17 protein-coding genes and 1 tRNA gene are annotated in these 23,196 nt (G+C 69.3%); 8 read left to right on the plus strand and 10 right to left on the minus strand.

What is annotated here, in order from left to right:
* Nucleotides 1–9 precede the first annotated feature (9 nt).
* Both AC1DF4_RS14105 and AC1DF4_RS14110 read left to right on the plus strand, forming a co-directional pair.
* Nucleotides 10–651 carry a helix-turn-helix domain-containing protein gene (locus AC1DF4_RS14105; RefSeq protein ID WP_476913470.1) on the plus strand — a complete coding sequence of 214 codons (642 nt, stop codon included), beginning with the start codon at nt 10–12 and terminating at the stop codon, nt 649–651.
* Nucleotides 644–1,336 carry an SRPBCC family protein gene (locus AC1DF4_RS14110; RefSeq protein ID WP_476913471.1) on the plus strand — a complete coding sequence of 231 codons (693 nt, stop codon included), beginning with the start codon at nt 644–646 and terminating at the stop codon, nt 1,334–1,336. Before AC1DF4_RS14105 ends, AC1DF4_RS14110 begins: the two co-directional genes overlap by 8 nt.
* Before the next feature lie 55 nt (nt 1,337–1,391).
* Here AC1DF4_RS14110 and yczR read toward each other — a convergent pair whose 3' ends face one another.
* Nucleotides 1,392–2,900 (minus strand): MocR-like transcription factor YczR, encoded by a 1,509-nt coding sequence (gene yczR, locus AC1DF4_RS14115; protein ID WP_476913472.1) that lies wholly within the window; start codon nt 2,898–2,900, stop codon nt 1,392–1,394.
* A 60-nt stretch (nt 2,901–2,960) separates the two neighbouring features.
* Between yczR and yczE the strand changes: the two genes are divergently transcribed.
* The gene (gene yczE, locus AC1DF4_RS14120; RefSeq protein ID WP_476913473.1) at nt 2,961–3,593 is read left to right on the plus strand and encodes a membrane protein YczE; all 633 of its coding nucleotides are present in this window, start codon (nt 2,961–2,963) and stop codon (nt 3,591–3,593) included.
* Nucleotides 3,594–3,604: 11 nt separating this feature from the next.
* Here yczE and AC1DF4_RS14125 read toward each other — a convergent pair whose 3' ends face one another.
* The 7 genes from AC1DF4_RS14125 to AC1DF4_RS14155 all read right to left on the minus strand — a co-directional run bounded on the left by AC1DF4_RS14125 (nt 3,605) and on the right by AC1DF4_RS14155 (nt 15,862).
* Entirely contained in the window at nt 3,605–4,468 is an 864-nt protein-coding gene (locus tag AC1DF4_RS14125; RefSeq protein WP_476913474.1) for a DNA-formamidopyrimidine glycosylase family protein, read from the minus strand.
* Nucleotides 4,461–9,554, minus strand: coding sequence for an Lhr family helicase (locus tag AC1DF4_RS14130; RefSeq protein WP_476913475.1), 5,094 nt, complete (start codon nt 9,552–9,554; stop codon nt 4,461–4,463). The genes AC1DF4_RS14125 and AC1DF4_RS14130 overlap by 8 nt, the downstream gene beginning before the upstream one ends.
* A 151-nt stretch (nt 9,555–9,705) precedes the next feature.
* A complete protein-coding gene (locus AC1DF4_RS14135) occupies nt 9,706–10,341 on the minus strand; it encodes a DUF4232 domain-containing protein (RefSeq protein ID WP_476913476.1) in 636 nt (211 codons plus the stop codon).
* Between the two features lie 101 nt (nt 10,342–10,442).
* Complete coding sequence (locus AC1DF4_RS14140) at nt 10,443–11,225, minus strand: YcnI family copper-binding membrane protein (RefSeq protein WP_476913477.1); 783 nt, start codon at nt 11,223–11,225, stop codon at nt 10,443–10,445.
* A gap of 128 nt (nt 11,226–11,353) precedes the next feature.
* Nucleotides 11,354–11,995 carry a hypothetical protein gene (locus AC1DF4_RS14145; RefSeq protein WP_476913478.1) on the minus strand — a complete coding sequence of 214 codons (642 nt, stop codon included), beginning with the start codon at nt 11,993–11,995 and terminating at the stop codon, nt 11,354–11,356.
* A 502-nt stretch (nt 11,996–12,497) separates the two neighbouring features.
* A complete protein-coding gene (gene ppsA / locus AC1DF4_RS14150) occupies nt 12,498–14,891 on the minus strand; it encodes a phosphoenolpyruvate synthase (protein WP_476913479.1) in 2,394 nt (797 codons plus the stop codon).
* A gap of 152 nt (nt 14,892–15,043) precedes the next feature.
* Entirely contained in the window at nt 15,044–15,862 is an 819-nt protein-coding gene (locus AC1DF4_RS14155) for a pyruvate, water dikinase regulatory protein (RefSeq protein WP_476913480.1), read from the minus strand.
* Nucleotides 15,863–15,955: 93 nt separating this feature from the next.
* Here AC1DF4_RS14155 and AC1DF4_RS14160 point away from each other — a divergent pair, with 93 nt between their 5' ends.
* The gene (locus AC1DF4_RS14160; RefSeq protein WP_476913481.1) at nt 15,956–16,159 is read left to right on the plus strand and encodes a hypothetical protein; all 204 of its coding nucleotides are present in this window, start codon (nt 15,956–15,958) and stop codon (nt 16,157–16,159) included.
* Nucleotides 16,160–16,420: 261 nt separating this feature from the next.
* On the opposite strand, the gene AC1DF4_RS14165 is transcribed toward AC1DF4_RS14160, so the two are convergent.
* Both AC1DF4_RS14165 and AC1DF4_RS14170 read right to left on the minus strand, forming a co-directional pair.
* Nucleotides 16,421–18,703 (minus strand): phytase, encoded by a 2,283-nt coding sequence (locus AC1DF4_RS14165; protein ID WP_476913482.1) that lies wholly within the window; start codon nt 18,701–18,703, stop codon nt 16,421–16,423.
* A gap of 296 nt (nt 18,704–18,999) precedes the next feature.
* Nucleotides 19,000–19,089, minus strand: a tRNA-Ser gene (locus AC1DF4_RS14170).
* Nucleotides 19,090–19,216: 127 nt separating this feature from the next.
* Between AC1DF4_RS14170 and AC1DF4_RS14175 the strand changes: the two genes are divergently transcribed.
* The 4 genes from AC1DF4_RS14175 to AC1DF4_RS14190 are packed head-to-tail and all read left to right on the plus strand — an operon-like array spanning nt 19,217 to nt 23,170.
* On the plus strand, nt 19,217–20,227 hold the full coding sequence (locus tag AC1DF4_RS14175) for a zinc-dependent alcohol dehydrogenase (RefSeq protein ID WP_476913483.1): 1,011 nt from the start codon (nt 19,217–19,219) through the stop codon (nt 20,225–20,227).
* A 4-nt stretch (nt 20,228–20,231) separates the two neighbouring features.
* Complete coding sequence (locus AC1DF4_RS14180) at nt 20,232–20,630, plus strand: 6-pyruvoyl trahydropterin synthase family protein (RefSeq protein WP_476913484.1); 399 nt, start codon at nt 20,232–20,234, stop codon at nt 20,628–20,630.
* Nucleotides 20,631–20,673: 43 nt separating this feature from the next.
* On the plus strand, nt 20,674–21,912 hold the full coding sequence (locus AC1DF4_RS14185; RefSeq protein WP_476913485.1) for a glycosyltransferase family 4 protein: 1,239 nt from the start codon (nt 20,674–20,676) through the stop codon (nt 21,910–21,912).
* Between the two features lie 4 nt (nt 21,913–21,916).
* Nucleotides 21,917–23,170: a DNA glycosylase AlkZ-like family protein gene (locus AC1DF4_RS14190; RefSeq protein ID WP_476913486.1), complete on the plus strand. Its 1,254-nt coding sequence runs from the start codon at nt 21,917–21,919 to the stop codon at nt 23,168–23,170.
* The last annotated feature ends 26 nt before the right edge of the window (nt 23,171–23,196 follow it).

Raw genomic sequence — 23,196 nt, forward strand, 5'->3', positions numbered from 1 at the left:
ACTGGAGGCATGTTGGACATCGAAGTGATCGAAGACCCGGCCGCGGCGGAGGCGTCCTTGGACCCGATCCGGACCCGCATCCTGATGGAACTCGCCGAGCCTGGCTCGGCCACGCAGCTCGCTGCCAGGGTAGGCCTGCCGCGGCAGAAGGTGAACTACCACCTCAAGGCCCTGGAACGGCACGGGCTGGTGGAACTGGTGCAGGAGCGTCGGAAGGGCAACGTCACGGAGCGCATCCTGCGGGCGAGCGCAGCCTCCTACCTCATTTCCCCTGCGGCGCTGGCGTCGGTGGCCCCGGACCCGCACCGGTTCTCGGACCGCTTTTCGGCCTTCTGGCTGCTGGCCCTGGCCAGCCGCATGGTTCAGGAGACGGGCCGGCTGATCGCAGGAGCAGCCGCAGCCAAACAGCCGCTGGCCACCTTCGCCATCGACGGCGAGATCACCTTCCGCACGGCCGCGGACCGGGCCGCGTTCGCCGAGGAACTCGGCGTCGCCGTGACCCGGCTCGTGGACAAGTACCACGACGGCGGACCGGCGGCCCAGGGGACGGGGGTTGCCGCGGGGCGCAAGCACCGCCTCGTCGTCGCGCTTCACCCTTCACTCAAGACATCACCCAAGAACCCATCAGCTAAGGAGCAGGACAATGACTGACAAGCGGAACTTCGAAATCATCGTGGACACGGAACTGCCCGGCACCCCCGGGAGGGTCTGGGAAGCGGTCACTGCTGGCACGCCGGCGTGGATGTTCCCCACGGACGAGTGGCCGGCCGTGCGCACGGTGGATGAGTACCCGGCCCATTTGGTGTCCCGGATGGACGGCCCGGATGGCTGGTTCAACCAGTTGGAGCACGTCCTGGAACCGCTCGACGGCGGCCGCGCCCGGCTGCACTACGTCCACAGCGGCATCTTCGCCGAGGACTGGGACCAGCAGTACGACGGCGCCAGCAAGCACACGGAGTTCTACCTGCACACCCTCGGCCAGTACCTGCAGTATTTCGACGGCAGGCCGGTGGTCTTCACCGACGTCCAGGCACCTGCGGCCTCGGCGACGCCGGACGGCTTTGTCCGGCTCAAGAAGGCCCTGGGCGCCGAGGGGGCGGCGGCTGGCAGTGCCGTGGAGCTGGAGCTCGACGGCGTCGGGAAGCTCTCAGGTGAGGTGGACTTCGCCAACGAGAATTTCTTTGGCCTGCGCACCGCGGACACGCTGTACCGGTTCTTCGGCCGCAATGCCTTCGGCGCCACGGTCGGCATGACGGTCCACGACTTCAGCGGCAGCGGGGATTCCGAAACCACAGCGAAGGCCTGGGGCGGGTTCCTAAAGAACGTCTACGCCTAGCCGTTCCGGATCTGCCGTCCGCGTCCTCCGCTGAACCCGTAACGCCGGCGCAGGCTCAGGCGATGGCCGCGGCCGGCGGAGCTCCGAGGTTCCGCCGCAGTTGCGGGGAAGCCGCCAGCTTGTCCTGGGCAGCACGCAGCGCCAGTACGGCGGTTTCCAGCTGTTCCGGGGGCAGGGTGAACGGCACGCGGAGATAGTGCTCGAAGGCGCCGCCTGTGCCGAAGCGGGGCCCGGCCGCGAGCCGGATGCCGAAGTCCGGGGCCACCACGGCCAGCGCGGTGCTGATGGGGGCGGGAAGGCGGCACCATACCGACAAGCCGCCGTCGGGCCGTTCGCTCTGCCAGTCCGGCAAGTGTGCGGCGATGAGCTCCAGCAGGGCGTCGCGGTTGTCCCGCAAGGTGGCCAGCCGGGCCGGGAGGGGTTCGGAGAGCGCGTTGACGAGGTGGGCCGCCGCGAGCTGTTCCACCACCGGGCCGCCGAGGTCCATGGTGGTGCGGGCGGCGGCGAACCGCTGGATGAGGGATTCATCGGCCCGGATCCAGCCGGTCCGCAATCCTGCCCAGTGCGACTTGCTGAGGGAGCCGATGGAGACCACTGCGGGGCTGAAGGCGGCCAGCGGCGTGGAGGCGACGCCGTCGAGGTTCAGCTCCCGGAGTGTCTCGTCGACAACGAGGACTGTCCCCGCTGCTGCGGCGGCGCGGACCAGCCGGCGCCGCTGGGCATCGGACATCAGCCGCCCGGTGGGATTGTGGAAGTCCGGGACCACGTAGGCCATGGCGGGCCGCTGCTGCGTCAACGCCGTCTCGATCGCCGCCAGGTCCCAGCCCGGGCGGCCGCCGGAAGGCGCTGCGGACGGGGCGGCGGCATGGGCGGCCGGCATGGCCACCGGCACCAGCCGGCAGCCCGCGGCCCGGATGGCGTCGATCGCGTTCGGGTAGCTGGGATGCTCCACGAGGACCTTGTCGGCCCGGCCGGCAAGGGTGCGGAGCACGACGTTCAGCGCGTGCTGCGCGCCGGATGTCACCAGAATCTGCTCCGCCGTGGTGGGCACGCCGGCGGCCGCGTAGTGCCCGGCGATGGCTTCCCGCAGCGGGTTCACGCCGAGGGCGTCGTAGCCGAACCCGGGCAGCAGCGCGGGCAGCTCGGTCAGGGCCGAGGCGAACGCCCGGTGCACCACTTCGCCGCTGGCCGGCAGCGAGGCATAGGCGAGGTCGAGGATTCCATCCGGAACGGCCAGGCCAGGGGCGCCGCTGAGGTTCGCCCCGCTATTGCCGGTGCCACGTGGACTGGCCTGCGGGATGCAGGTCCGGCCGCGGCTGCCCTGGCCGCTGCTGAGGAAGCCCTGCTCGCGCAGCAATGAGTACGCGGCGGTGACTGTGGTGCGGCTGATGCCGAGGGTCGCGGCGAGGGCACGTTCGCTGGGCAGTGCGACGTCGAGCGGCACGCGGCCGTCCAGGACCAGGAGGCGGACGACGTCGGCGAGCTCCCGGTAGGCGGGTGCCGCGCCGAGGTTCCACTTGCCGAGCAACCGGGCCAGGGAGCTGGGATTCAGGGATCCGGACATAGAGCCAGTATTTCAGACTGGCTATGGAATGCAAGGCCAGTTATCCGGCAGGATGGATCCATGATGACCCGCAGACTCTCCCAGCTCCTTATCGGCCTCGCCATGTACGGCATCTCCCTGGCCATGTTCATCCGCGCCGGCCTCGGACTGGACCCCTGGGACGTCTTCCACCAGGGTCTCGCGGTCAAGACCGGGCTGAGCATTGGCACGGTGGTGGTGATCGTCAGCTTCCTCGTGCTGCTCCTGTGGATTCCGCTGCGGCAGTGGCCCGGCATCGGCACCCTGTGCAACGCCGTGCTGGTGGGCGTCTTCGCCGATGTCGGACTGGCACTGATTCCCGAGTTTTCCCACCTCGGCGGGCAGGCCGGGATGCTCGCGGGCGCCATCCTGCTCAACGGAATAGCCTCCGCCTGCTACATCGGCGCCCGGCTGGGACCCGGGGCGCGGGACGGGCTCATGACCGGACTCGCGCGGCGCACGGGCTGGTCCGTGCGGACGTCCCGCACGGGCATTGAAGTCGTGGTGCTCGGAGCGGGCTGGCTCCTGGGCGGATCCGTCGGCGTCGGGACGGTGCTGTACGCCCTGGCGATCGGCCCGCTGGTGCAGCTCCTGCTGCCGCGGTTCACCGTGCCGGAGCTGAAGGACTCCACGCTCCCGGCAGTGGCAACAGATCCCGCCGTCGCTACACCCTGAGCCGCAGTTAGCTAGCCGGTGCCCGGCGCCGGCTGGCACGCAGGGCAGTAATAGATGTCCCGTTCCTCGGTGCCGGTGGCCCTCGCGAGGACCCCGCGCCGCACCGGGGTCCGGCACTTCAGGCAGGGCTGGTGTTCGCGCCGGTAGACCCAGTAGCCGGGCAGCCCGGAGCTCCGGCCCACGGCAACGCCGCGCGGGTTCAGGACCGTGGTCCGGCGTCCTGGCCCCAGGTTGGCCTCCAGCAGGAGCTTGGCATCGGTGATCATCGCGGCCACGTCCGGCACTGCGGAAACGGGCGCCGCCGGGTGCACGCCGGAGAGGAAGCAGGCCTCGCAGCGGTAGATGTTGCCGATCCCCGCGAGGTTCCGCTGGTCCAGCAGCGCGACGCCGATCGGGACGTCCGGTGCGGCGCGGATCCGCCGCTCCGCCTCGGCCACGTCCCAGTCCGGGCCGAGCAGATCCGGGCCAAGGTGGCCGACGATGGAATCTTCCTCGGAGGTGCGGACCACTTCCAGGATGCCGAGCGAGAAGCCGACGGCGTCTGCCGCGGCGGTGCGGAGCACGCACCGGGCGGTGAAGCCCGGCTTCCGCCAGCGGCCACCCGGAGGGTACACCTGCCAGGTTCCCTCCATCTTGAGGTGGGAATGGATCGTCAGCCGGTCCGGTTCCGCCGGGCTGCCACCACGTTCCCGGGCCGGGCTCTCGACCCGCATAAGCAGGTGTTTGCCGCGCGGGACCACCTCGGTCACGGTCCAGCCGCCCAGCTTGAGGGTGGCGAACCGCGGAACGCGGAAATCGGAGGAGATCAGCTGCTGGCCCGCCAGCGCGGCATGCAGCTGGGCGGCCGCGCGGAAGACTGAATCGCCCTCAGGCACGGATCCTCAGCCCCTTCGGGGTGGAGTAGGCGCCGGCATGGGCCAGGGCGGCGGCGACGGGTGTGTCCAGGATGCCGTGGCCGTTGACCTTTTCCATGATCAGTTTGTCCACCGCTCCCCGGGTGACCACACCCACCAGGGCCGCGCCGGCCGCGGCCAGGACCTCCGTGTCCTCGCTGAACGCCAGCAGGGTCTTGCCGCCGCGCTCCACGTAGAGGACCAGGGCGCCGTCGACCAGCACCACCAGGGCGCCCGCCTTCCGGCCGGGACGGTGGCCGGTTCCCGCCTCGACGTTCAGCGCAGGCCAGGGCAGGGCGGCGCCGTAGGGGTTGGCGGGGTCCGTCGCGGCCAGGGCCAGGGCCGCCGGCTCGGGCTTGTGCAGCTGGGTGTCCTCGGCGTAGGAGCGCAACCGGTCCACGGTGGCGGGCACGGCGAACTGTGCCGCGCCAAGGTGCTCGATGAAGTAGCCGCGGCGGCACCGGCCGGCTTCCTCAAGCCGGGCCAGGACCTTGTACATGAGGCCGAAACCGCCCAGGATGTTCTCCGCCATGACCGAGCCGCGGGTGACCACCCCGTACCGGTCCAGCAGTAGTTCCGCGGTGGCCCGGGCATGGATGGTGGCATCCAGTTCGGGTGCGGGCAGGGCGGACCAGCGGCCCGCGGCCAGCGGGGGAGTGGGTGCCGTGCCGGTTACGGAACCGTACCGCCCTCCGGTCAGCCCGGGGGACCCGAGCAATCCGGTCCCGTGGGCGCGTCCCAGCCGGCTCATCCGGGGAGCCCGGGCCCGCGGCGCGCGGGCAACCTGCCGGTGCGCCGTGTGTCCGCCGGCAATCATCGCCCGGACCGGGGCGAAGGTGTCGCCGGTGATCCGTCCCGCCCAGGCGAGGTCCCAGAGTGCGGAGACGACGTCCTGGTCGCTGAGCACCGCGTCCATGCCCCCGGCGACCTCTGTCAGCTGCCGGAAGAAGTAGCCGCCGCCATTGTTGCGCAGGTGGTCCAGCAGCCGCTGCTGCGCGTCTCCCGGTTCGAAATCGATGGCCGGGTTCAGCGTGAGCTCGGCGGAATCGGCCAGATGCAGGCTGACCCAGCCGTCGTTGCCGGGGAGTGAGCCCGCACCGGACCAGAGCACTTCGCCGGCCGCCATGAGTTCATCGAGCATGGCGGGCTGGTAGTCCGATACCCGGCCGGCGAGGATCAGCGGTTCCCAGGCGGAGGCCGGAATGGGCACGCCTGAGAGCTGGTCGACGGCGGTGATGATCCCGTCAAGTCCGCGCAGCGCCGACTGCCCGCGCTTGCCCGGGACACGGACATTTTGCCAGGCCGGCAGGAAACGTCCGTACGCAGCGGCGTCTACGGGCTCGACCTCGGCACGCAGCGCTGCCAGCGAGCGGCGGCGGAGCTTGCGCAGGACTTCGGCGTCGCACCATTCGCTGACGCCGGCCAGCGGCGCCACCGCAGCGGCGGCCTGCGTCTCGGAGTCCGCATCGCCGGCGTCGGCCCCGGCGTCGGGCACCGGCGGGGGCGAGGCGTGCGGACGGAACTCGCCTTCCACCACGCGGCCGTCCGCGGCGAGCCGCTTCAGCGCGGTGCCGACGACGGCGACGCCGAGTCCCAGGCGGGCGGCCGCCTCTGCGGAGGTGAAGGGCCCGTGGGTGCGGGCATAGCGCGAGACGAGGTCGCCCAACGGATCAGCGACCGGCTCGATGAAGGCCAGCGGCACACCCATCGGCAGCGGGACGCCGAGGGCGTCGCGGAGGCGGGCGGCGTCCTCCACTGCGGCGTAGCGTTCGGCGCCGCCGACGTTGACCTTGATGGCGCGGTTGGCGCGCTGGAGCGCCACGAGGTGCGCGGCGGCATCGGCGACAGGGGTCTCGACCTGCGGAGCCCGGACGTCCGCAACCTCGGCGGGCCCGGCGTCAACGCCAGGCTCAGTTTCCGCAGCGGGTCCGGCGGCCAGCGCAGCCTCAACGGCCGGTTCGAGCCGCGCGGCGACTTCCTCCGGGGTCAGCGGGCCCAGCAGCCGGAGCAGGTCCGCGACCCCTTCGAGCCCCCGGACCTTCCGGTCCGGCGCGAGGCGCTGCAGCTCCCGCTCGGTGGCGTCAATGACCTTGGCATCGAGCAGCTCGCGCAGCTCCACCCGGCCCAGGAGCTCATTGAGCAGGGTCGAATCCAGCGCCAGCGCCGCGGCCCGGCGCTCGGCCAGCGGGGAATCGCCCTCGTAGAGGAACTGCGCGACGTAGCCGAACAGCAGGGACTTGGCGAACGGTGAGGGCTGCTGGGTGGTGGTCTGCACGATCCGGAGCTCGCGGCGCTCGATCGACGCCGCGATGTCCTTCAGCGCCGGAAGGTCGTACACGTCCTGCAGGCACTCGCGGACAGTCTCGAGGACGATCGGGAAAGTGGGGTACTTCCGGGCAACATCCAGCAGCTGGGCAGAACGCTGGCGCTGCTGCCACAGGGGCTGCCGTTTGCCGGGGTTCTGCCGGGGCAGGAGCAGGGCGCGGGCGGCGCACTCGCGGAAGCGGGAGGCGAAGAGGGCGCTGCCGCCGACCTCCGCCGTCACGATCTGCTCGAGTTCCTCCGGGTCGAAGAGGAACAGCTCGGCGCCGGGCGGCTCGTCCTCCATCATGGGCACCCGCAGCACGATGCCGTCGTCGGCGGCCATCGCGGAGCCGTCCAGCCCAAAGCGCTGATGCAGCCGCTGCCCGACGGCGAGGGCCCACGGTGCGTGTACCGGCATGCCGAACGGGCTGTGCAGCACCACCCGCCAGTCGCCGAGCTCGTCGTGGAAGCGCTCCACCACCAGGGTGGTGTCGCTGGGGACCACCTCGGTGGCCAGCTTCTGCTCGCCGAGGTACTGGATCAGGTTGTTGGCGGCGAAATCGTCCAGGCCGCTGGCCTTGCAGCGTTCGGTGGCCGGCCCGACGTCGGACGCTGACAGTTCGCGTACGAAAGCGCCCAGGGCGCGGCCCAGGTCCACCGGCCTGCCGAGGGAGTCGCCCTTCCAGAACGGGAGTTTCCCGGGCTGGCCGAAGGCGGGGGAGACCAGGACCCGGTCGTGGGTGATGTCCTCGATCTTCCAGCTGGTGGCACCAAGTGCGAAGACGTCACCCACGCGGGATTCGTAGACCATTTCCTCGTCGAGTTCGCCGACCCGGCGGCCGCCCTTGGCCGCGGCGGCGGCCGGGCTGGCGGCCCGGCCGTCGCCACCTGCGGAGCCCGCGGCGCCGGAGGAACCGGTCCCTTCGGCCTCGGTGCCGATGATGTAGACGCCGAAGAGCCCGCGGTCCGGGATGGTGCCGCCGGAGGTGACGGCCAGCCGCTGAGCGCCGGGGCGTCCCTCGATGGTCCCGGCGTTCCGGTCCCAGATGATGCGGGGCCGCAGTTCCGCGAATTCGTCTGACGGGTAGCGGCCGGCGAGCAGGTCGAGCGTTGCCTCGAAGGCGGAGCGGGGGAGCGAGGCGAACGGCGCCGACCGCCGCACGGTGGCGAACCAGTCCTCCACATCGATGGAACCCAGCGCCGTGGCCGCGACGGTCTGCTGGGCCAGGATGTCCAGCGGGTTCGCCGGGACGAAGAGCCGTTCGATCTTGCCGGCGAGCATCCGTTCCACCGTGATAGTGGTGTGCACCAGATCCGCGCGGTGCTTGGGGAACAGTACGCCCTGGGAGACCTCCCCGACCTGGTGGCCGGCGCGGCCCACCCGCTGCAGCCCGCTGGCCACGGACGGAGGGGATTCCACTTGCACTACGAGGTCCACGGCGCCCATGTCGATGCCGAGTTCGAGGGAGGATGTGGCCACGACGCAGCGCAGCCGGCCGGATTTCAGGTCGTCCTCGATCAGGGCCCGCTGGTCCTTGGAGACCGAGCCGTGGTGGGCGCGGGCCAGGACAGGATCCGCGCCGGCGGTGCTGCCGGCCTGCGCCATCATGTGGGCCGGGGTCGCCGTCGACGTCGGGGCCGCCTGCCCTGGCGCCCCTGCGGCGCCGCCGGCCGGCGCTCCCGCCGGGACGGCTTCGAAGTCCGGCGCCGCGGCACCAAACTCGGCCCAGCCGCCGCCGGCGGCCATGAGCTGGCGCTCGGCGTAGATCTCGTTGAGCCGGGCGGTCAGCCGTTCGGCGAGCCGGCGGGAATTGGCGAACACAATGGTGGACTGGTTGGCCAGCACCAGGTCCACGATCTTCTCCTCCACGTGCGGCCAGATCGACGCCTGCGGCTGCAGCCCCGAGGCCGGGCCGGAGTCGAACGCGCCGGCCGCGCCCTGCAGATCGGACATGTCCTCCACCGGCACCGAGACCGTCAGGTCCCAGTTCTTCTTCGACGGCGGGGCCACGATCTCCACCGGCGCGGAGCCGGCGAGGAACTGCGCCACAAGCTCCTTGGGCTCCACGGTGGCCGAGAGCCCGATCCGCTGGGCCGGCTTGGGCAGCAGGGCGTCGAGGCGTTCCAGCGACACGGCCAGATGCGCGCCGCGCTTGGTGCCGGCCACGGCGTGGACCTCGTCGACGATGATGGTGTCCACCTCGCTCAGCGTCTCCCGCGCCTTGGACGTCAGCATGAGGAACAGCGATTCGGGGGTGGTGATCAGGATGTCCGGCGGGTTGCTCAGCAGCGAGCGGCGGTCCGACGCCGGGGTGTCGCCGGAACGGACGCCCACAGTGATCAGCGGCGCGGGCAGGCCGAGGCGTTTGGCGGTCTGGGTGATCCCGATCAGCGGGGCGCGGAGGTTGCGTTCGACGTCGACGCCGAGCGCCTTGAGCGGCGAAATGTAGAGGACCCGGGTTTTGCGTTTGGGCGCCTTCCGCCGGATTCCTTTCGTGGTGTCCAGGCCGGGCAGCGACTCGGGCTCGGCGGGGGCTGAGACGAGCAGCCGGTCGAGAGCCCAGAGAAAGGCCGCGAGGGTCTTTCCGGAACCGGTCGGCGCGACCACGAGAGCGTGCGCGCCGGAGGAGATCGCGTTCCAGGCGCCGTTCTGGGCCGGGGTGGGCTCAGCGAAGGCACCCAGGAACCAGTCCCGCGTCGGCCGGCTGAACCGGTCCATGGCGTCTGCCTCGAGTGTGCCTCCGGCGTGCTCCTGCCCCTTCATTCCTCCATCATGCCCTAAGGCAACGACAGGAAATGGCGGGCCGCAGCCCGGGCGGTATCACCAAACGTGGCATCCACCCGCGCGAGGTGAAACTTTGCGCCCATGACCCGGACGGGCATGGGCACAACGTCTCACCTCGGCGTGAGAAAACCTACTGGGCCTGGAAAGCGCCGACCGTGAGCAGGTTGATGCCGGCGTTGCTGCAGGCGTCCCGGGGCTGGGCGACGAACAGCGATGCGGTGTCTTCAGGTGGGTAAACACGGAAGCCTGCCGCCGCAACGACCGTGCAGTCCGGGTAGTTGCGGGCCTGGGTGTAGCGCAGCGTGGCGGCGCCGGCCTGGCCCGGCTCGAGCAGAACCTCGGTGGGAGGGGTGGTGTCCCGGGCCGCTGCGGCGCCGATCGGGTCCCCATCGGCACCGGCGGTGAGGGAGACGCCGGCAAAGCCAAACAGGAGGCAGGGTTCGGAGCCGGTGTTCGTCAGGAGCAACTGCATGTAGACGCTGCCGGCCGCGCCTCCGCCGGTGGAATCGGTGGTGGCCGTCAGCCCTGCTGCCTTGCAGAGTGCAGGACCGGCGGGTGCTGGCACTGCCGGCGTGGGAGTCGAGGCGCCGGCGCCGGCGGCAGCGCCGGAGGAGGCGGGCTGGCTCGCGGAGCTGGTGGGCGAAGCCGCTGGAGTGCTGGACGCCTGGGACTGCGGGGTGCCGGTGCTGCAGCCGGCGAGGAAGAGCACTGCCGCGGCTGCCGCCGTCGTAAATGCCAGTCTGTTGGTGATTCGCTGAGCCGTCATGGCACCACCCTCGTGCCCGACGTGGCTGGAGTCAACGATGCCACGACGGCCGCGCCCGATTGATGCCCGGATTGTGATTTCCGGGCATCAATCGAGGTCAGCTACTCCTTGGGGGCGGAGCCGGGTGCCGAGGCCCGGACCGGGACGGGCTTGTTGCTCCGGCCGCGGACCAGGGCGAGGCCGCCGAGGGCGAGGCCGCCCACGCCGGCCACCAGCCCGGCCCAGCTCCGGGCCTGGGCGCCGTCGTCGTTCACCGCAGCGGCCTGGACGGTCTCCGGGGTGGTGTCCGACGTGCTGGCAGCATGGGCCGCGTGCCCGTCAGCCGCAACGGCGGCCGTGACCGTCACGGACGGTGCCGGTGCCTTGAGGGAGTGCGGATCCTGCCCCTCGGCGGGGAGCTGGGACCAATCAGTCTGGCCGACCTCACAGTTCTGCAGCGTCGGGAAGTAGAGGGTCTTCCCCGCAACATCGGGCAGCTTGACGGAGAGCACCAGGGCATCGCGGAGGGAAGGATCCAGCGGTGACTTGGCGGTGTAGACGATCTGGCTGGTCCGCTTGGTGATGGAGGTGCCGTCCGCGAGCTTCTTCGGCTCGGCCAGCTGTTCCGTGACCTTCTCGGCTGTCCAGTTCGGGTTGACCGTGGGCTGCGCATCGTTGAGTTCGGCGGGCAGTGTGATGGTCACCTTCGTGGTGCCGGACTCCTCGCAACCGTGCGGGATTCCGAAGGTCAGCAGGGCGTAGGAGTTCGCGGTGGTCTTATCCGGGGTGACGCCGACGTGCGCCGAGGCGCCCGAAATACCGGCGAGCATCAGGGCGGCGGTTCCGCCGGCTACAGCAGTGGCAGTGAGGGTACGGCGCAGGACGGGTAGGGAGGAAGTCTTCACAGGGTTGCCTTTCAGGCGTGCGCTGCCCGGGGGCGACGCAAAAATGGGGAGGGCGCGGCGGCGATGCCGGTGATCCGGGCCCGCTACTCGGGGCCCGGTGTTTTCCAGCGGCCGCGGCCGAGTTTAGGTCAGGAAAATACGACGGCGGCGGGCGGCCCGCGGCGGCAATCGCGCCGGAGATTCCGCCACGGCAGCGGCGCGGAGCCCGCCGGCCAGCCGATAACCGCTGGCGGCGCCGCCACGGCTGCGGGCGCTGCCGGGACAGGGAGCCCGAGCAGCGGGCGGAGCCAGGCCGCGAGGGACCACAGGGCCGCCTCGCCCCTGGCAAGGAGAACAGCGCAGAGGAGCGTAGCCAGCGCGTGGCCGGCAAGCATCAGCAGTGAAAGCAGGGCAAATTGTGAGTCCGGCACGGACGCGGCGAACTGGCCGTCACCACCGACAGACAGGGCAACCGGTCCGAGGTGGTGCGGCGCTGCGTGGCCCGCCGGTTCTGACGAGGTTCCGGACGCGGGGACGCTGAAGGCGGTGAACGCCTTGTGCAGCACCAGTTGCCCGGCGCCCAGCAGGCCGGCCATGGCAGGAAAGTTGAGCTTGAGCCGGGTGGCGGTGGTGGAAGCCAGCGCCGTCAGGGCCAACAGGGCCAGCAGGATGCCGGGGGAGGGGAGTCGGCCGCCGGCCAGCGTGTGCGCTCCGGCGGCCAGGGACAGGACCGTGAGTGCCACCATGGCCGAACGCAGGGCGTGGAACGGGGCTCTGGCGGCTGTGCGCACGGAACACTCCCTTCACCGGCGGGGGCCATGGTTGCTCCCGCGGGCGGTAGTGCCTGCGGGCTGTCCCACGATTCTACCGGCCGGGCTGGGAAAAACCTGCGGCCGGGAGGCCGGCTGCCCGGACGGGATCAGTCTGTTTCGGGGCCCCAACAAAAATGGCAGTCCTCCGTGCACAGTTCGTCGACTGACAGTTCCTCGGCCGGGTTGCCGATTCGTCGGGCGGTCAAAAGTCCGGGGGCGCCGTTGGCCCGGTCCTGCTGCAAAGTCACGATGTGTCCTGAACGTTATTGGTGCGGAACGCTGATGGGATTTAGCTAACCCTGTGGGGAAGCGGCTCCTCAATGGAACAACTGACGGCTACAACAACTCCGCCTTGTGCAGGCGTCCAACCAATGCCTGGGGCACGGTGGCCGGCAGACAGAGATACCCCGGTCCCAGGACCGGGGTATCTCTGTGGACGTGAATTCAGTTCACGGTGTCAGCTGACTGTCAGTCGACGGTTTCAGTTCACCGGGGCGGCGGCAGCAGCGCCGGAGAGCCGGAGCCAGGTGTCCACCACGGTGTCGGGGTTCAGCGAGACGGAGTCGATGCCTTCCTCGACCAGCCACTCGGCGAAGTCCGGGTGGTCGCTGGGCCCCTGGCCGCAGATGCCCACGTACTTGCCGCGCGCCTTGCAGGCCTTGATGGCCATGCTCAGGAGCTTCTTGACGGCAAGGTTGCGCTCATCGAAGCTTGCGGCGACGATGGCGGAATCGCGGTCCAAGCCGAGGGTCAGCTGGGTCATGTCGTTGGAGCCGATGGAGAAGCCGTCGAAGTAGTCCAGGAACTCGTCGGCCAGCAGCGCGTTGGACGGGAGCTCGCACATCATGATGACCTCGAGCCCGTTTTCGCCGCGGCGCAGGCCGTTCTCGGCGAGCAGGTCGATGACGCCGCTGGCCTCGTCCACGGTGCGCACGAACGGGATCATCAGCTTGACGTTGGTCAGGCCCATCTCGTTGCGGACGAAGGACAGTGCCTCGCACTCCAGATCGAAGCAGTCCCGGAAGGACGGCTCGAGGTACCGGGAGGCGCCGCGGAAGCCGATCATCGGGTTCTCTTCATGCGGCTCGTAGGCCGGCCCGCCGACGAGGTTGGCGTATTCGTTGGACTTGAAGTCGGACATCCGGACAATCACCGGCTCCGGCGCGAACGCCGCGGCGATGGTCGCCACGCCCTCGGCCAGGCGCTTGATGTAGTAGTCGCGCGGGCCGTCGTAGGCGGCGATCCGCTCCCGGATTTCTGCCAGGACGTCCGCGGGCTGGTCGTCCATGTTCAGCAGCGCTTTGGGGTGGATGCCGATCTGGCGGTTGATGATGAATTCCAGCCGGGCCAGGCCCACGCCGTGGTTGGGCAGCTGCGCGAACGTGAACGCCTGCTCGGGCGTGCCCACGTTCATCATGACCTTGACCGGGGCCTCGGGCAGCTGGGTGATCTCGGTTTCCTCGACAACGAAGTCCAGCAGGCCTTCGTAGATGACGCCGGTCTCGCCGTCGGCGCAGGAAACGGTCACGTCGAGTCCGTCGGAGAGGACATCCGTGGCGTCCCCGGTGCCGACGACGGCGGGAATCCCCAGTTCGCGGGCGATGATCGCCGCATGGCAGGTGCGCCCGCCGCGGTTGGTCACGATCGCGGAGGCTCGCTTCATGATCGGTTCCCAGTCCGGGTCGGTCATGTCCGCGACGAGGACGTCGCCGGTCTTGAAGGCTGCCATCTGGTCAATCGCGGTGAGGATGCGGACGCTTCCGGCGCCGATGCGCTGCCCGATGGCGCGGCCCTCGACCAGCACCCGGCCCGTCTCGTTCAGGCGGAAGCGGCTCAGGCTGCCGGAGGTCCTGCGGGACTGCACGGTTTCCGGGCGTGCCTGCAGAATGTACAGGCCGCCGTCGATCCCGTCCTTGCCCCATTCGATGTCCATCGGGCGCCCGTAGTGGTTCTCGATGGCGACGGCGTGGCGGGCGAGCTGCTCGACGTCGTCGTCGTCAAGGCTGAAGCGGTTCCGCAGGGAAGCCTCGACCGGAACGAAGTCAATGGTGTGGCCGACCTCGCGGTTGCTGGTGTAGGTCATCTGGAGCGCCTTCTCGCCCAGCCCGCGCTTGAGGATGGCCGGGCGGCCCGCCTCCAGGGCGGGCTTGTAGACGTAGAACTCATCCGGGTTGACGGCGCCCTGGACAACAGCCTCGCCGAGGCCGTAGGAGGAGGTGACGAAGACGGCGTCTTTGAACCCGGATTCGGTGTCCATGGTGAACATGACGCCGGAGGCGCCGACGTCGGAACGGACCATGCGCTGGACGCCCGCCGAGAGTGCCACTTCGGCGTGCTCAAACTTGTGGTGCACCCGGTAGGCGATGGCGCGGTCGTTGTAGAGGGACGCGAAGACATCCTTGATGGCCTGCAGGATGTTCTCGATGCCGCGGACGTTCAGGAAGGTTTCCTGCTGGCCGGCGAAGGAGGCGTCGGGGAGGTCTTCCGCCGTGGCGCTGGAGCGGACGGCCCAGGAGAGGTCCTCGGAGCCGCCGTGCTTCTCCACCAGCGTCTGGTACGAGGCGCGGATCTGTGCTTCGAAGTCCGGCAGGAAGGGCGTCTCGCGCATGAGTTTGCGGATTTCCTGGCCGGCTGCCGCCAGCGCCGTCACATCATCGGTGTCCAGGCCCACCAGCCGGTCGGCGATCTTCTGGTCCAGTCCCGAGTCGGCCAGGAAGCTGCGGTAGGCGTCGGCGGTGGTGGCGAAGCCGTCCGGGACCTGGACGCCGGCCGACGTCAGGTTCTGCACCATCTCGCCGAGGGAGGCGTTCTTGCCGCCCACCCGGTCCAGGTCCTTGAGGCCGAGTTCTGAGAACCACAGGATGTCTGTCGTCATGGTTACTGCTCCTTTGCAGATGATGGCATGCGGTATCGCCGCCCGCCCGGGGCGGTCGCCGGTTGATGGGCGCAATCGCTGTCAACAGTGACAGGTCTCCGCCGGTGTTTCCACCTGATGTGGTCCACGCAACACTTGTGAAGCCCCTGCCCTTAATGCTTGAGGTTCATTTTTTGCAGGATGGTGGCCGCCATTTCCTCAACCGAGACGCTGGCCGAATTGAGGTAGGGAATCCCGTGGGACACGTACAGCCGCTCGGCGCTGCGCAGCTCGAAGCCGCACTGGCGCAGTGATGCGTAGGGCGAGCCGCGGCGGCGTTCGGTGCGGACCTGGCTGAGGCGCAGGGGATTGGTGGTGAGGCCGAAACATTTTGAAATGAACGGCCGCAGCGGCTTGGGGAGTCCTTCCCTGTCAAAGTCCTCGTCCACCAGCGGGAAGTTCGCGGCAAAGATTCCGTGCTGCAGCGCCAGGTACATGGTGGTGGGCGTTTTGCCGCACCGGGACGGGGCCACCAGGATGACCTGGGCCTTTTCGAGCGCGCGCAGGCTCTGGCCGTCGTCGTGCTCCATGGCGTATTCGACGGCGGCCATCCGGGACTGGTAGCGGGCAGCGTTGCCCAGTCCGTGCGCCCGGCCCGGCTCCCCGCTGGCCGCGGTCCCCAGGGCCCGCTCCAGCTGCCCGACGTGGGTCCCAATGAGGTCCACGATGATCCCGTTGCAGGTGCCCAGGGTCTGGCGGATTTCGCTGCCGACGGCGGTCGAGAAGACGATCGGCTGCAGGCCGGTGACGGCACGGTGGTCGATCACCTTGACGACGGCCCGGGCCTGGTCGACGGTGGTGATGAAGGGGATCGTGATGCGGTCGAATTCGTTCTCGGGGAACTGCGTCAGCAGGGTGTTGCCGAGCGTTTCTGCGGTGATGCCCGTGCTGTCCGAAAGGAAGTAGACCGGGCGGAGAGCGTCATTGGTCATAAACGCATTGTGCACCAGTGGGGGCTTCGGGTAGTTCCGCGACGCTCTGGGGAGCGTGGAGTAGGGTGTGTCTCACGTCACTAAGGGAGCCCAATGAGCTACAAATTTCGAACCGTCAAGGTTCGCGGCACGGACCTGGTCGGAACCATTGCCCGCAAGCACGGGACCCCGTCCGAAATCTACGAAACCTCGAAGGACCCCAGCACGTCCGTGGTGCCCGTGTATTTCCAGGAAACCGGCGAGGTCCGTTTCTTCGACCGCTCGGTTCTGGAGGACGTGGTGACCCCGGCGGGCTGACGAAGTCCCTGAACGCACAAACCTGGAAACCGTGGCATCAAAAATCACGGAATGTGCGGATTTTCAAGTCAAACGGGTGCCTATTGCCCGTCAAAGCTAAGCCGTCTAGCCTGACGATGGGATCTGGCCCGGGCATCTTTCTGGGGAGAGACCATTTCGGTGTTCCGATCGAGCCGGATTCCGCAAAGGCTGGCTCCATGGTCTCAAAACGATGGAGCCAGCTTGCCGGAATCTTGGTGCTGAGTGCCGGTGCGAGGGGCGTTACGGTGTCTTCGGTCGAAGCGCAATCAGCCAGCCGGCCCACTCGCGGGCGGCGCTGAACGTCCACGTCTTCGCCCCGCTTGGTCCCGCGTTCGCCTGAATGCCGTCGGCAACCTCGAAGCGGCGTGCGCCGGTCTCGACTGCCTGGGCCATGCCGGCCGGCGAAGTGAGGCTGACCGAGCCGGAGTTGACGCTCATGCATCCGACGAGCATCGCTTTCGAGGTCGTGCTCGTCACTGCCGGGACGGTTCCCGAGGATGTCGCCGCGCCGGACGCGGTCGTGGCGGCGGTGTCAAGCCCCGCGGCGCCGGAATACCTCGCGATACCCCCTCCGCTTGTCGTCGAAGTCGTGGTCCAGGAATAGCTCGCCGACTCGGACGCAGTGGCCACCTTGTAGTAGCCGTACACTTTCGGGTTCGCGATGGTGGTCACGGCGGCCAGCCGTGTCCACCCGGCCGGGGCACCTGTCGTGGTGATGCTGCCGCCGTTCAGGGAGAGGCAGCTGACCAGGAGATCGCCCTGGGCGACGTTGGCGGGCTTGGGGATCGTGAGCGTGGTGCCCGCCGCAGTGTTCGTGGCTTGGCTTACCGACTCGCGGACGATGCTGCCGCTGCCGCCGCCGGGGTCGCTGGGGCTGACGCTCCAGGTCTGCGTCGCTGCCGTCGCATCGGTGTTGCCGGCCGCGTCGGTGGCCCAGACACCGAAAGTGTGGGATCCGATCGACAACCCGGTGTAGGTCTGGGGCGAGCTGCACGCGACGCGCGGCCCACCGTCCAGGCTGCACTGGAACGTCGAATTGGCTTCACTTGAGGTAAAGGCGAAGGAGGCGCTGGTCGACGTCGATGCCGCAGGCGGTCCCGACGTGATCGTCGTCTCCGGGGGCACCGTGTCCGCCGGCGGTGGGGTCGTGTCTACGGTCCACGTATAGCTGGCGGGAGTCGGGTCGGCGCCGTACTGGTCAGCGGCACGAACCTGGAAGGTATGCACGCCAGCAGACAGTCCTGTGTGCGACACCGGACTGATGCAGGTGGCGAATGCCGCCGAGTCGAGTGAGCAGGCGAAGGTCGCGCCGGTCGACGTCGAGGTGAAGCCGAACTGAGCCGATGTGGAGCTCGTCGGGTTGGCCGGCTGGCTCGTGATCGTCGTTTCCGGCGGTTGGGAAGTGGGGGTCCCGGCCCCGATTTTGCGCGGGTCGTAGGCAGCGTCGATGAGTAGAGCGGGCGTGTAGGCGGCAGCGATGGACTGCCATGGCACCGCCTTGAAGTTCTGGCGCTGCCCGCCGTCGTTGGCGGTGTCCTGTGTGACGAAGAAGCCCTGGGGGAAGGGCCCGCCGACGCCGAAGTTCGTGACGTCTACCCCGTCCATGCCGGTGACGGCATCGATCCCGTTCCCGGCCGGGATGGCGAAGGCTCCCAGCGGTCGATTGTCGTCGCGGGTGTAGGCGTGGAATCGGTTCGAGCCCTGGCTCGCGGCCAGCAGGTAACCGGCGCCACCGCTGCCGTAGTAGATGCTGATGCCCTTGATGTCCTGGACGATGTCGCCGCCACTCTCAGTGGTGCTGACAACTCTCGTCCCGGCGGTCGAGTCCCCCGGCTCGGCTCCATAGCGCCAGATCCCGCCGATGTCCTCCTGCGCGATGTAGAGCCGCTTCATCTCATCATCGGCCACCAGGCCCTCGGTGTGGGCGGGACCGCTCACCGTCCAGCTGCGCACGAGCCGTCCCTTAACTGATCCGGTGGAGCCGTCGAGTTCCCACTGCTCGACCTTGCCGATATCGGTGACATAGGCGAAGTACTTGCCGGTGTCCGGGGAGTGGTAGAAGGAGAACCCGCGGGGCGTGGCGATGTTGGCGGTGGGCGCGAAGCTGCCGACCTTCGTCAGCGAGCGATCCGACTCGTTGACCTTGTAGAAGTCGAGGCTCCGTGCCCGGTTCGAGACACCGACCAAGCCGACGCGGCTGCTGCCGAGGGGGAAGTTGTAGCGGACGTCAACGTTGTTCATCCGTCCGTCGGGGTAGTAGAACAACTCCCGTCCTGACAGGTCGTAGACAACAAGACCGCGCCCATCCGTGCTCTTGTCCGTGCCGATGATGGTGCTCTTCGACGGGTCGGTGGGATGGATCCAGATGGCTGGGTCGTCCGCGGCATCCCCTGATCCGTGTATCGGGGCCGTTTCGACCGTTGCGCTCACCTGTGCCACGGCCGCACTCGCGACCGGAGCGGCGAGCCCCACAAGCAGTCCAGCCACCATCAAGGGTGTGAGGATTCTGGCGACTATGCGCATGATGACCTCTCTGTCATCTGGGAGAAAAGTCCCGGGAAGCCACGCCTGTAAATGGGAGATCTGCATGCGGATGAGCACAGTGACGTTCAACGGGTGGCGGGTGATTCACGGTCAACCCGCGGAGTTAACGTTCTAGTCCTGCGACCTTGGGAATACCTTGGAGGCCAGGCCAGAAACCGAGCCGGCCAAGGCCAGCTCCACAGGGATTGCCAATGCTTTGCCGAAGAGTCCGGTCCGGGCAAAGCAAAGGCCCCCGGCCTCCCCCATAAACAAAGGGAACCAGGGGCCTCGCTACTTGGCGGTGACGGTGGGATTTGAACCCACGTTGGCTTTTACACCAAACAACATTTCGAGTGTTGCACCTTCGGCCGCTCGGACACGTCACCAACCTGAATAGGTTACCGGAGCCATGCGCTGATCCACAAAACGGCGCTCTGCCTGACGCGCGGGCGGCACGCCCGGGACCCATGACACTTCCCCGTGCCGTGCCACGGCACTAGATTCATAAGCAAGATGAGTACTTCTGAACAGCACACCACGGCCACCGCTTACTGGACCGTCGGCCCGGAGAAGGGGGAGCTCCGGCGCGAAGAACTGCCCGCTCCCGGCCCCGGGGAAGCCCTGGTCCGCACCCTGTTCTCGGGCATCAGCAAAGGCACCGAACTGGTGGTCCACAACGCCCGCGTTCCGGAATGCGTGGCAGAGGAAATGGCCGCTCCGAACCAGGAAGGCACCTTCCCGGCCCCGGTGAAGTTCGGCTACCTCTCCGTCGGCGTCGTCGAGGACGGCCCGGCTGAATGGCTGGGCAAAACTGTCTTCTGCCTATACCCGCACCAGGACCGCTACGTCGTGCCCGTGGAGTCGCTCACCGAGGTTCCGGAGGACGTCCCCGCCCGCCGCGCCGTGCTCACCGGCACCGTCGAGACAGCCATCAACGGGATCTGGGAGGCCGGACCCCGCCTCGGCGACCGCGTCGCCGTGATCGGCGCCGGCCTCGTCGGCGGCATGGTGGCCAAGCTGCTGAGCGGTTTCCCGCTCGGACGGCTGCAACTGGTCGACGTCGACCCGGCCAAGCGGGCGTTCGCCGAAACCCTCGGCGTCGACTTCAGCCACCCCGACGACGCCCTGCCGGACTGCGACATCGTGATCCACTGCTCCGCCTCGCAGGAAGGCCTCGAGCGCGCCCTGCAGCTGGCGGGCGACGACGGCGACGTCATCGAAATGTCCTGGTACGCCGACCGCAAAGTCACTGTGCCGCTGGGGGAGGACTTCCATGCCCGCAGGCTCTCCATCCGCGCCAGCCAGGTCGGCGTGGTGGCCCGCGCACGCCGCCACCGCCGCACCAACGCCGACCGGCTCCAGCTCGCCGTCACCCTGCTGCGCGATCCGGCATTCGATGTGTTCCTCACCGGCTCCTCCGCGCTCGACGAGCTGCCCGACGTCGTCCAGCAGCTTTCCGACGGCGCGTTGGACGCACTCTGCCATGTCATCGAATACCCCGCCACCACAGAAGCCACGAGGTAAATCCGTGTTCAGCCTGACCGTCCGCCGCAACTTCATGATCGCCCACAGCCTCCCGCGCCCGGCGTTCGGCCCCGCCCAGGGCATGCACGGCGCCACCTTCGTCACGGAAGTGACCTTCCGCCGTCGGACCCTCAACGACGACTCGATCGTCCTGGACATCGGCGAGGCCGGCGAAGTGCTGGACTCGATCCTCGAGGGCCTGAACTTCAAGAACCTCGACGAGCACCCGGACTTCGCCGGCAGGCTCAGCACCACCGAGGCCCTGGCCCAGTACGTCGCCGACGCTGTGGCAGCGAAGATCCGCCCAGGGGCTGACGGCAAGGAACTGGCCGGGCTGGACGTCACCCTCCGCGAAACCCCCGACGCCTGGGCCAGCTACTCGCTCGACTTCGAGGCCAGCTAGGACCTCGGTGCCGGCAAGTAACGGGGTGCCAGCAAGAAACACAATGCAGCCGGATAGCTTCCGCCTCCGGCTCGTGGTGCCCGGCAACGTGCGCCACAACTCCGGCGGCAACGTCTACAACGCCGCCCTCGCCCGGGAGCTGGCCGTACTGGGGGCAGACGTGGACACCTGCCCGCTCGACGGCGGCTGGCCGGTTGGCAGCGCGGAGGACCGGCGCCGGCTGGCCGCCCTGCTCTGCGACGACGTCGACGACGGCGGAGCCTCCGGCAGCACCGCCGCCGGGCACACCGTCACTATCGTCGACGGACTCCTCGCCTGCGGGGCGCCGGACGAACTGGCAGCCGCCGCAGCCGCCGGCCGGCCCGCCTGGATCCTGCTCCACATGCCGCTGGACGACACCGGGCAAGATGAAGCCGGGCTGGAACGCCGGGCGCTGCGGGCGGCGGCCGGGGTGATCTGCACGAGCACTTCGGCTGCGGCCCGGATCCGGGCCAGGCACGGACTCGACGGCATCCGGGTTGCACTGCCTGGCACGGACGGCGCCGCGCTGGCGTTGGGATCGGAGCCGCCGCATCTTCTGGCCGTCGCCGCCCTGCTGCCGAACAAGGACCAGTCACTGCTCCTTTCCGCGCTGTCGGCCCTGACGGACCTGCCGTGGACCGTGTCCCTGATCGGTTCCGACACCGCGGACCGGGCCTATGCCGCGCAGCTCCGGGACACGGTGACGCGGCTGGGGCTGCAGGGCCGCGTCCGGATCCCGGGGGAGTTACGGGGAGGAGCGCTCGAAGCGGAATGGGCTGCGGCCGACCTCAGCCTGCTCATCTCGCAGGCCGAGACCTTCGGGCTCGTGGTCACGGAATCGATTGCCCGCGGTGTGCCCGTCGTGGTCCGTGCCGGCACCGGCGCCGTCGAAGCGCTCGCCGCCGGCACCCCCGCTCCGACGCCGACGCTGACAGCGCCTGGGGCAGAGCCGGATACGGCAGAGCCGAGTACGGCAGAGCACGGCACGGCACCGCCCCTGCCCGGTGCCGCCGTCGCCCTCGGCACGGACCCGGCTCCCCTCGCGGAGGTGCTGCGGCGCTGGCTGTCCGAACCCTCCCTCCGGACCCGCTGGCGGGCCGCGGCGCTCGACGCACGGGACCGGCTGCCCGGCTGGGACGCCACGGCCCGGACCGTGCTGGAAGCGGTGAACCCCGATCCTCCGGCGGCGCCGCCGTCGGCCGCGGGGGAGGAAAAGCCTGGCGCGGAAGATTCCCCTGCCGCGCAAGCTGTTGGACAATGACCCCATGACGCCCCAGCCCCTGAGCACGCAGCCCCTGACCGCGAACGCGCCGCCGGCCCGGACCCTCACCCGGGAGAAGCTCCGCGCCTGGGCCTGGCACAAACAGGGCCTGGACGGTTCGCTGGCCGGCTGCACGTCGGAGCAGGTGTTTGCCCGGGCGGGCTGGGCCCGCTCCGTGGGCGGCGCCAATCCCTACCTCACGCTATTCGCCCGCGCCGGCATCCGGCGTGAGCAGGTGGACGCCGATGTCCTGGCGCACCGGATCCTGGAACTGCCGACGGCGCGCGGCTGCACCTACGTCCTGGGCCGGGACGACTTCGCCTGGGCCCTCAAGCTGGGCAAGGATGCCGGCGAGGCATTCCGGGTGCTCGGCAGGCTCGGGGTGGACCGCGGCGAGATCACCCTGCTCGAGGAACAGGTGCTGCACACGCTCGCCGAGGCCGCCGTTCCGCTGGACCCGCGGCAGCTAAAGGAAGAACTCGGCGAATCCGTGCGGAACCTCGGCGAGGAAGGCAAAAAGAAAGGTGCCGCCACCACGCTGCCCACGGCCCTCGGCATCCTGCAGGCGCAGGGCCGGATCCGTCGCGTCCCGGCCAACGGGCGCCTGGACCAGCAACGCTATTCCTACGAACTCTGGAACCTGCCGCCCAGCCCGCTCGACGACGACGAGGCCCGCGCCGAGCTGATCCGCCGCTACCTCGGCTGGACCGGAGGGGCCACGTTCAAACAATCGCAGTGGTTCACGGCGTTCACCGTGGCCCAGAGCAAGGCGGCGCTGGCCGCGGCCGGAGCCGTGGAGGTTCCCACCGCCGCCGGGGACGTGCTGTGGATGCTGCCCGACGACGTCGAACGGCTCGGGGATTTCGAAGAACCGGCGGACGAGCAGATCCAGCTGCTCGCCGGAACGGATTCCCTCGCGCTGTTGCGGCGCAATGCCGCCGAACTGCTGGCCGATGAGGACCAGCACACCCAGGCCCTGGGCTCGCTGGCGCTTCAGGCAGACCTCCCGGACCATCCCATCTTCGACCGGGGCCGGATCATCGGGCTGTGGCAATACGATCCCGGCAAAGAACGGATCGTGCCCTGGCTGTTCCACGCGCCCACGGACGCCGTGACCCGGCGGATTGCCGAAACCGAGGACTGGATCCGCGAGGACCTGGGCGACTTCCGCGCGTTCAGCCTCGACTCACCGGCCACCCGGCAGAAGCGGATCGACAACCTGGCGGCGGCCGCAGCAGGCTCCGCCGCCGGCAGGTAGCGCGGCCGGGACACCGCTGGCACGGG

The sequence above is a fragment of the Arthrobacter sp. 05N429 genome, from assembly GCF_056397045.1.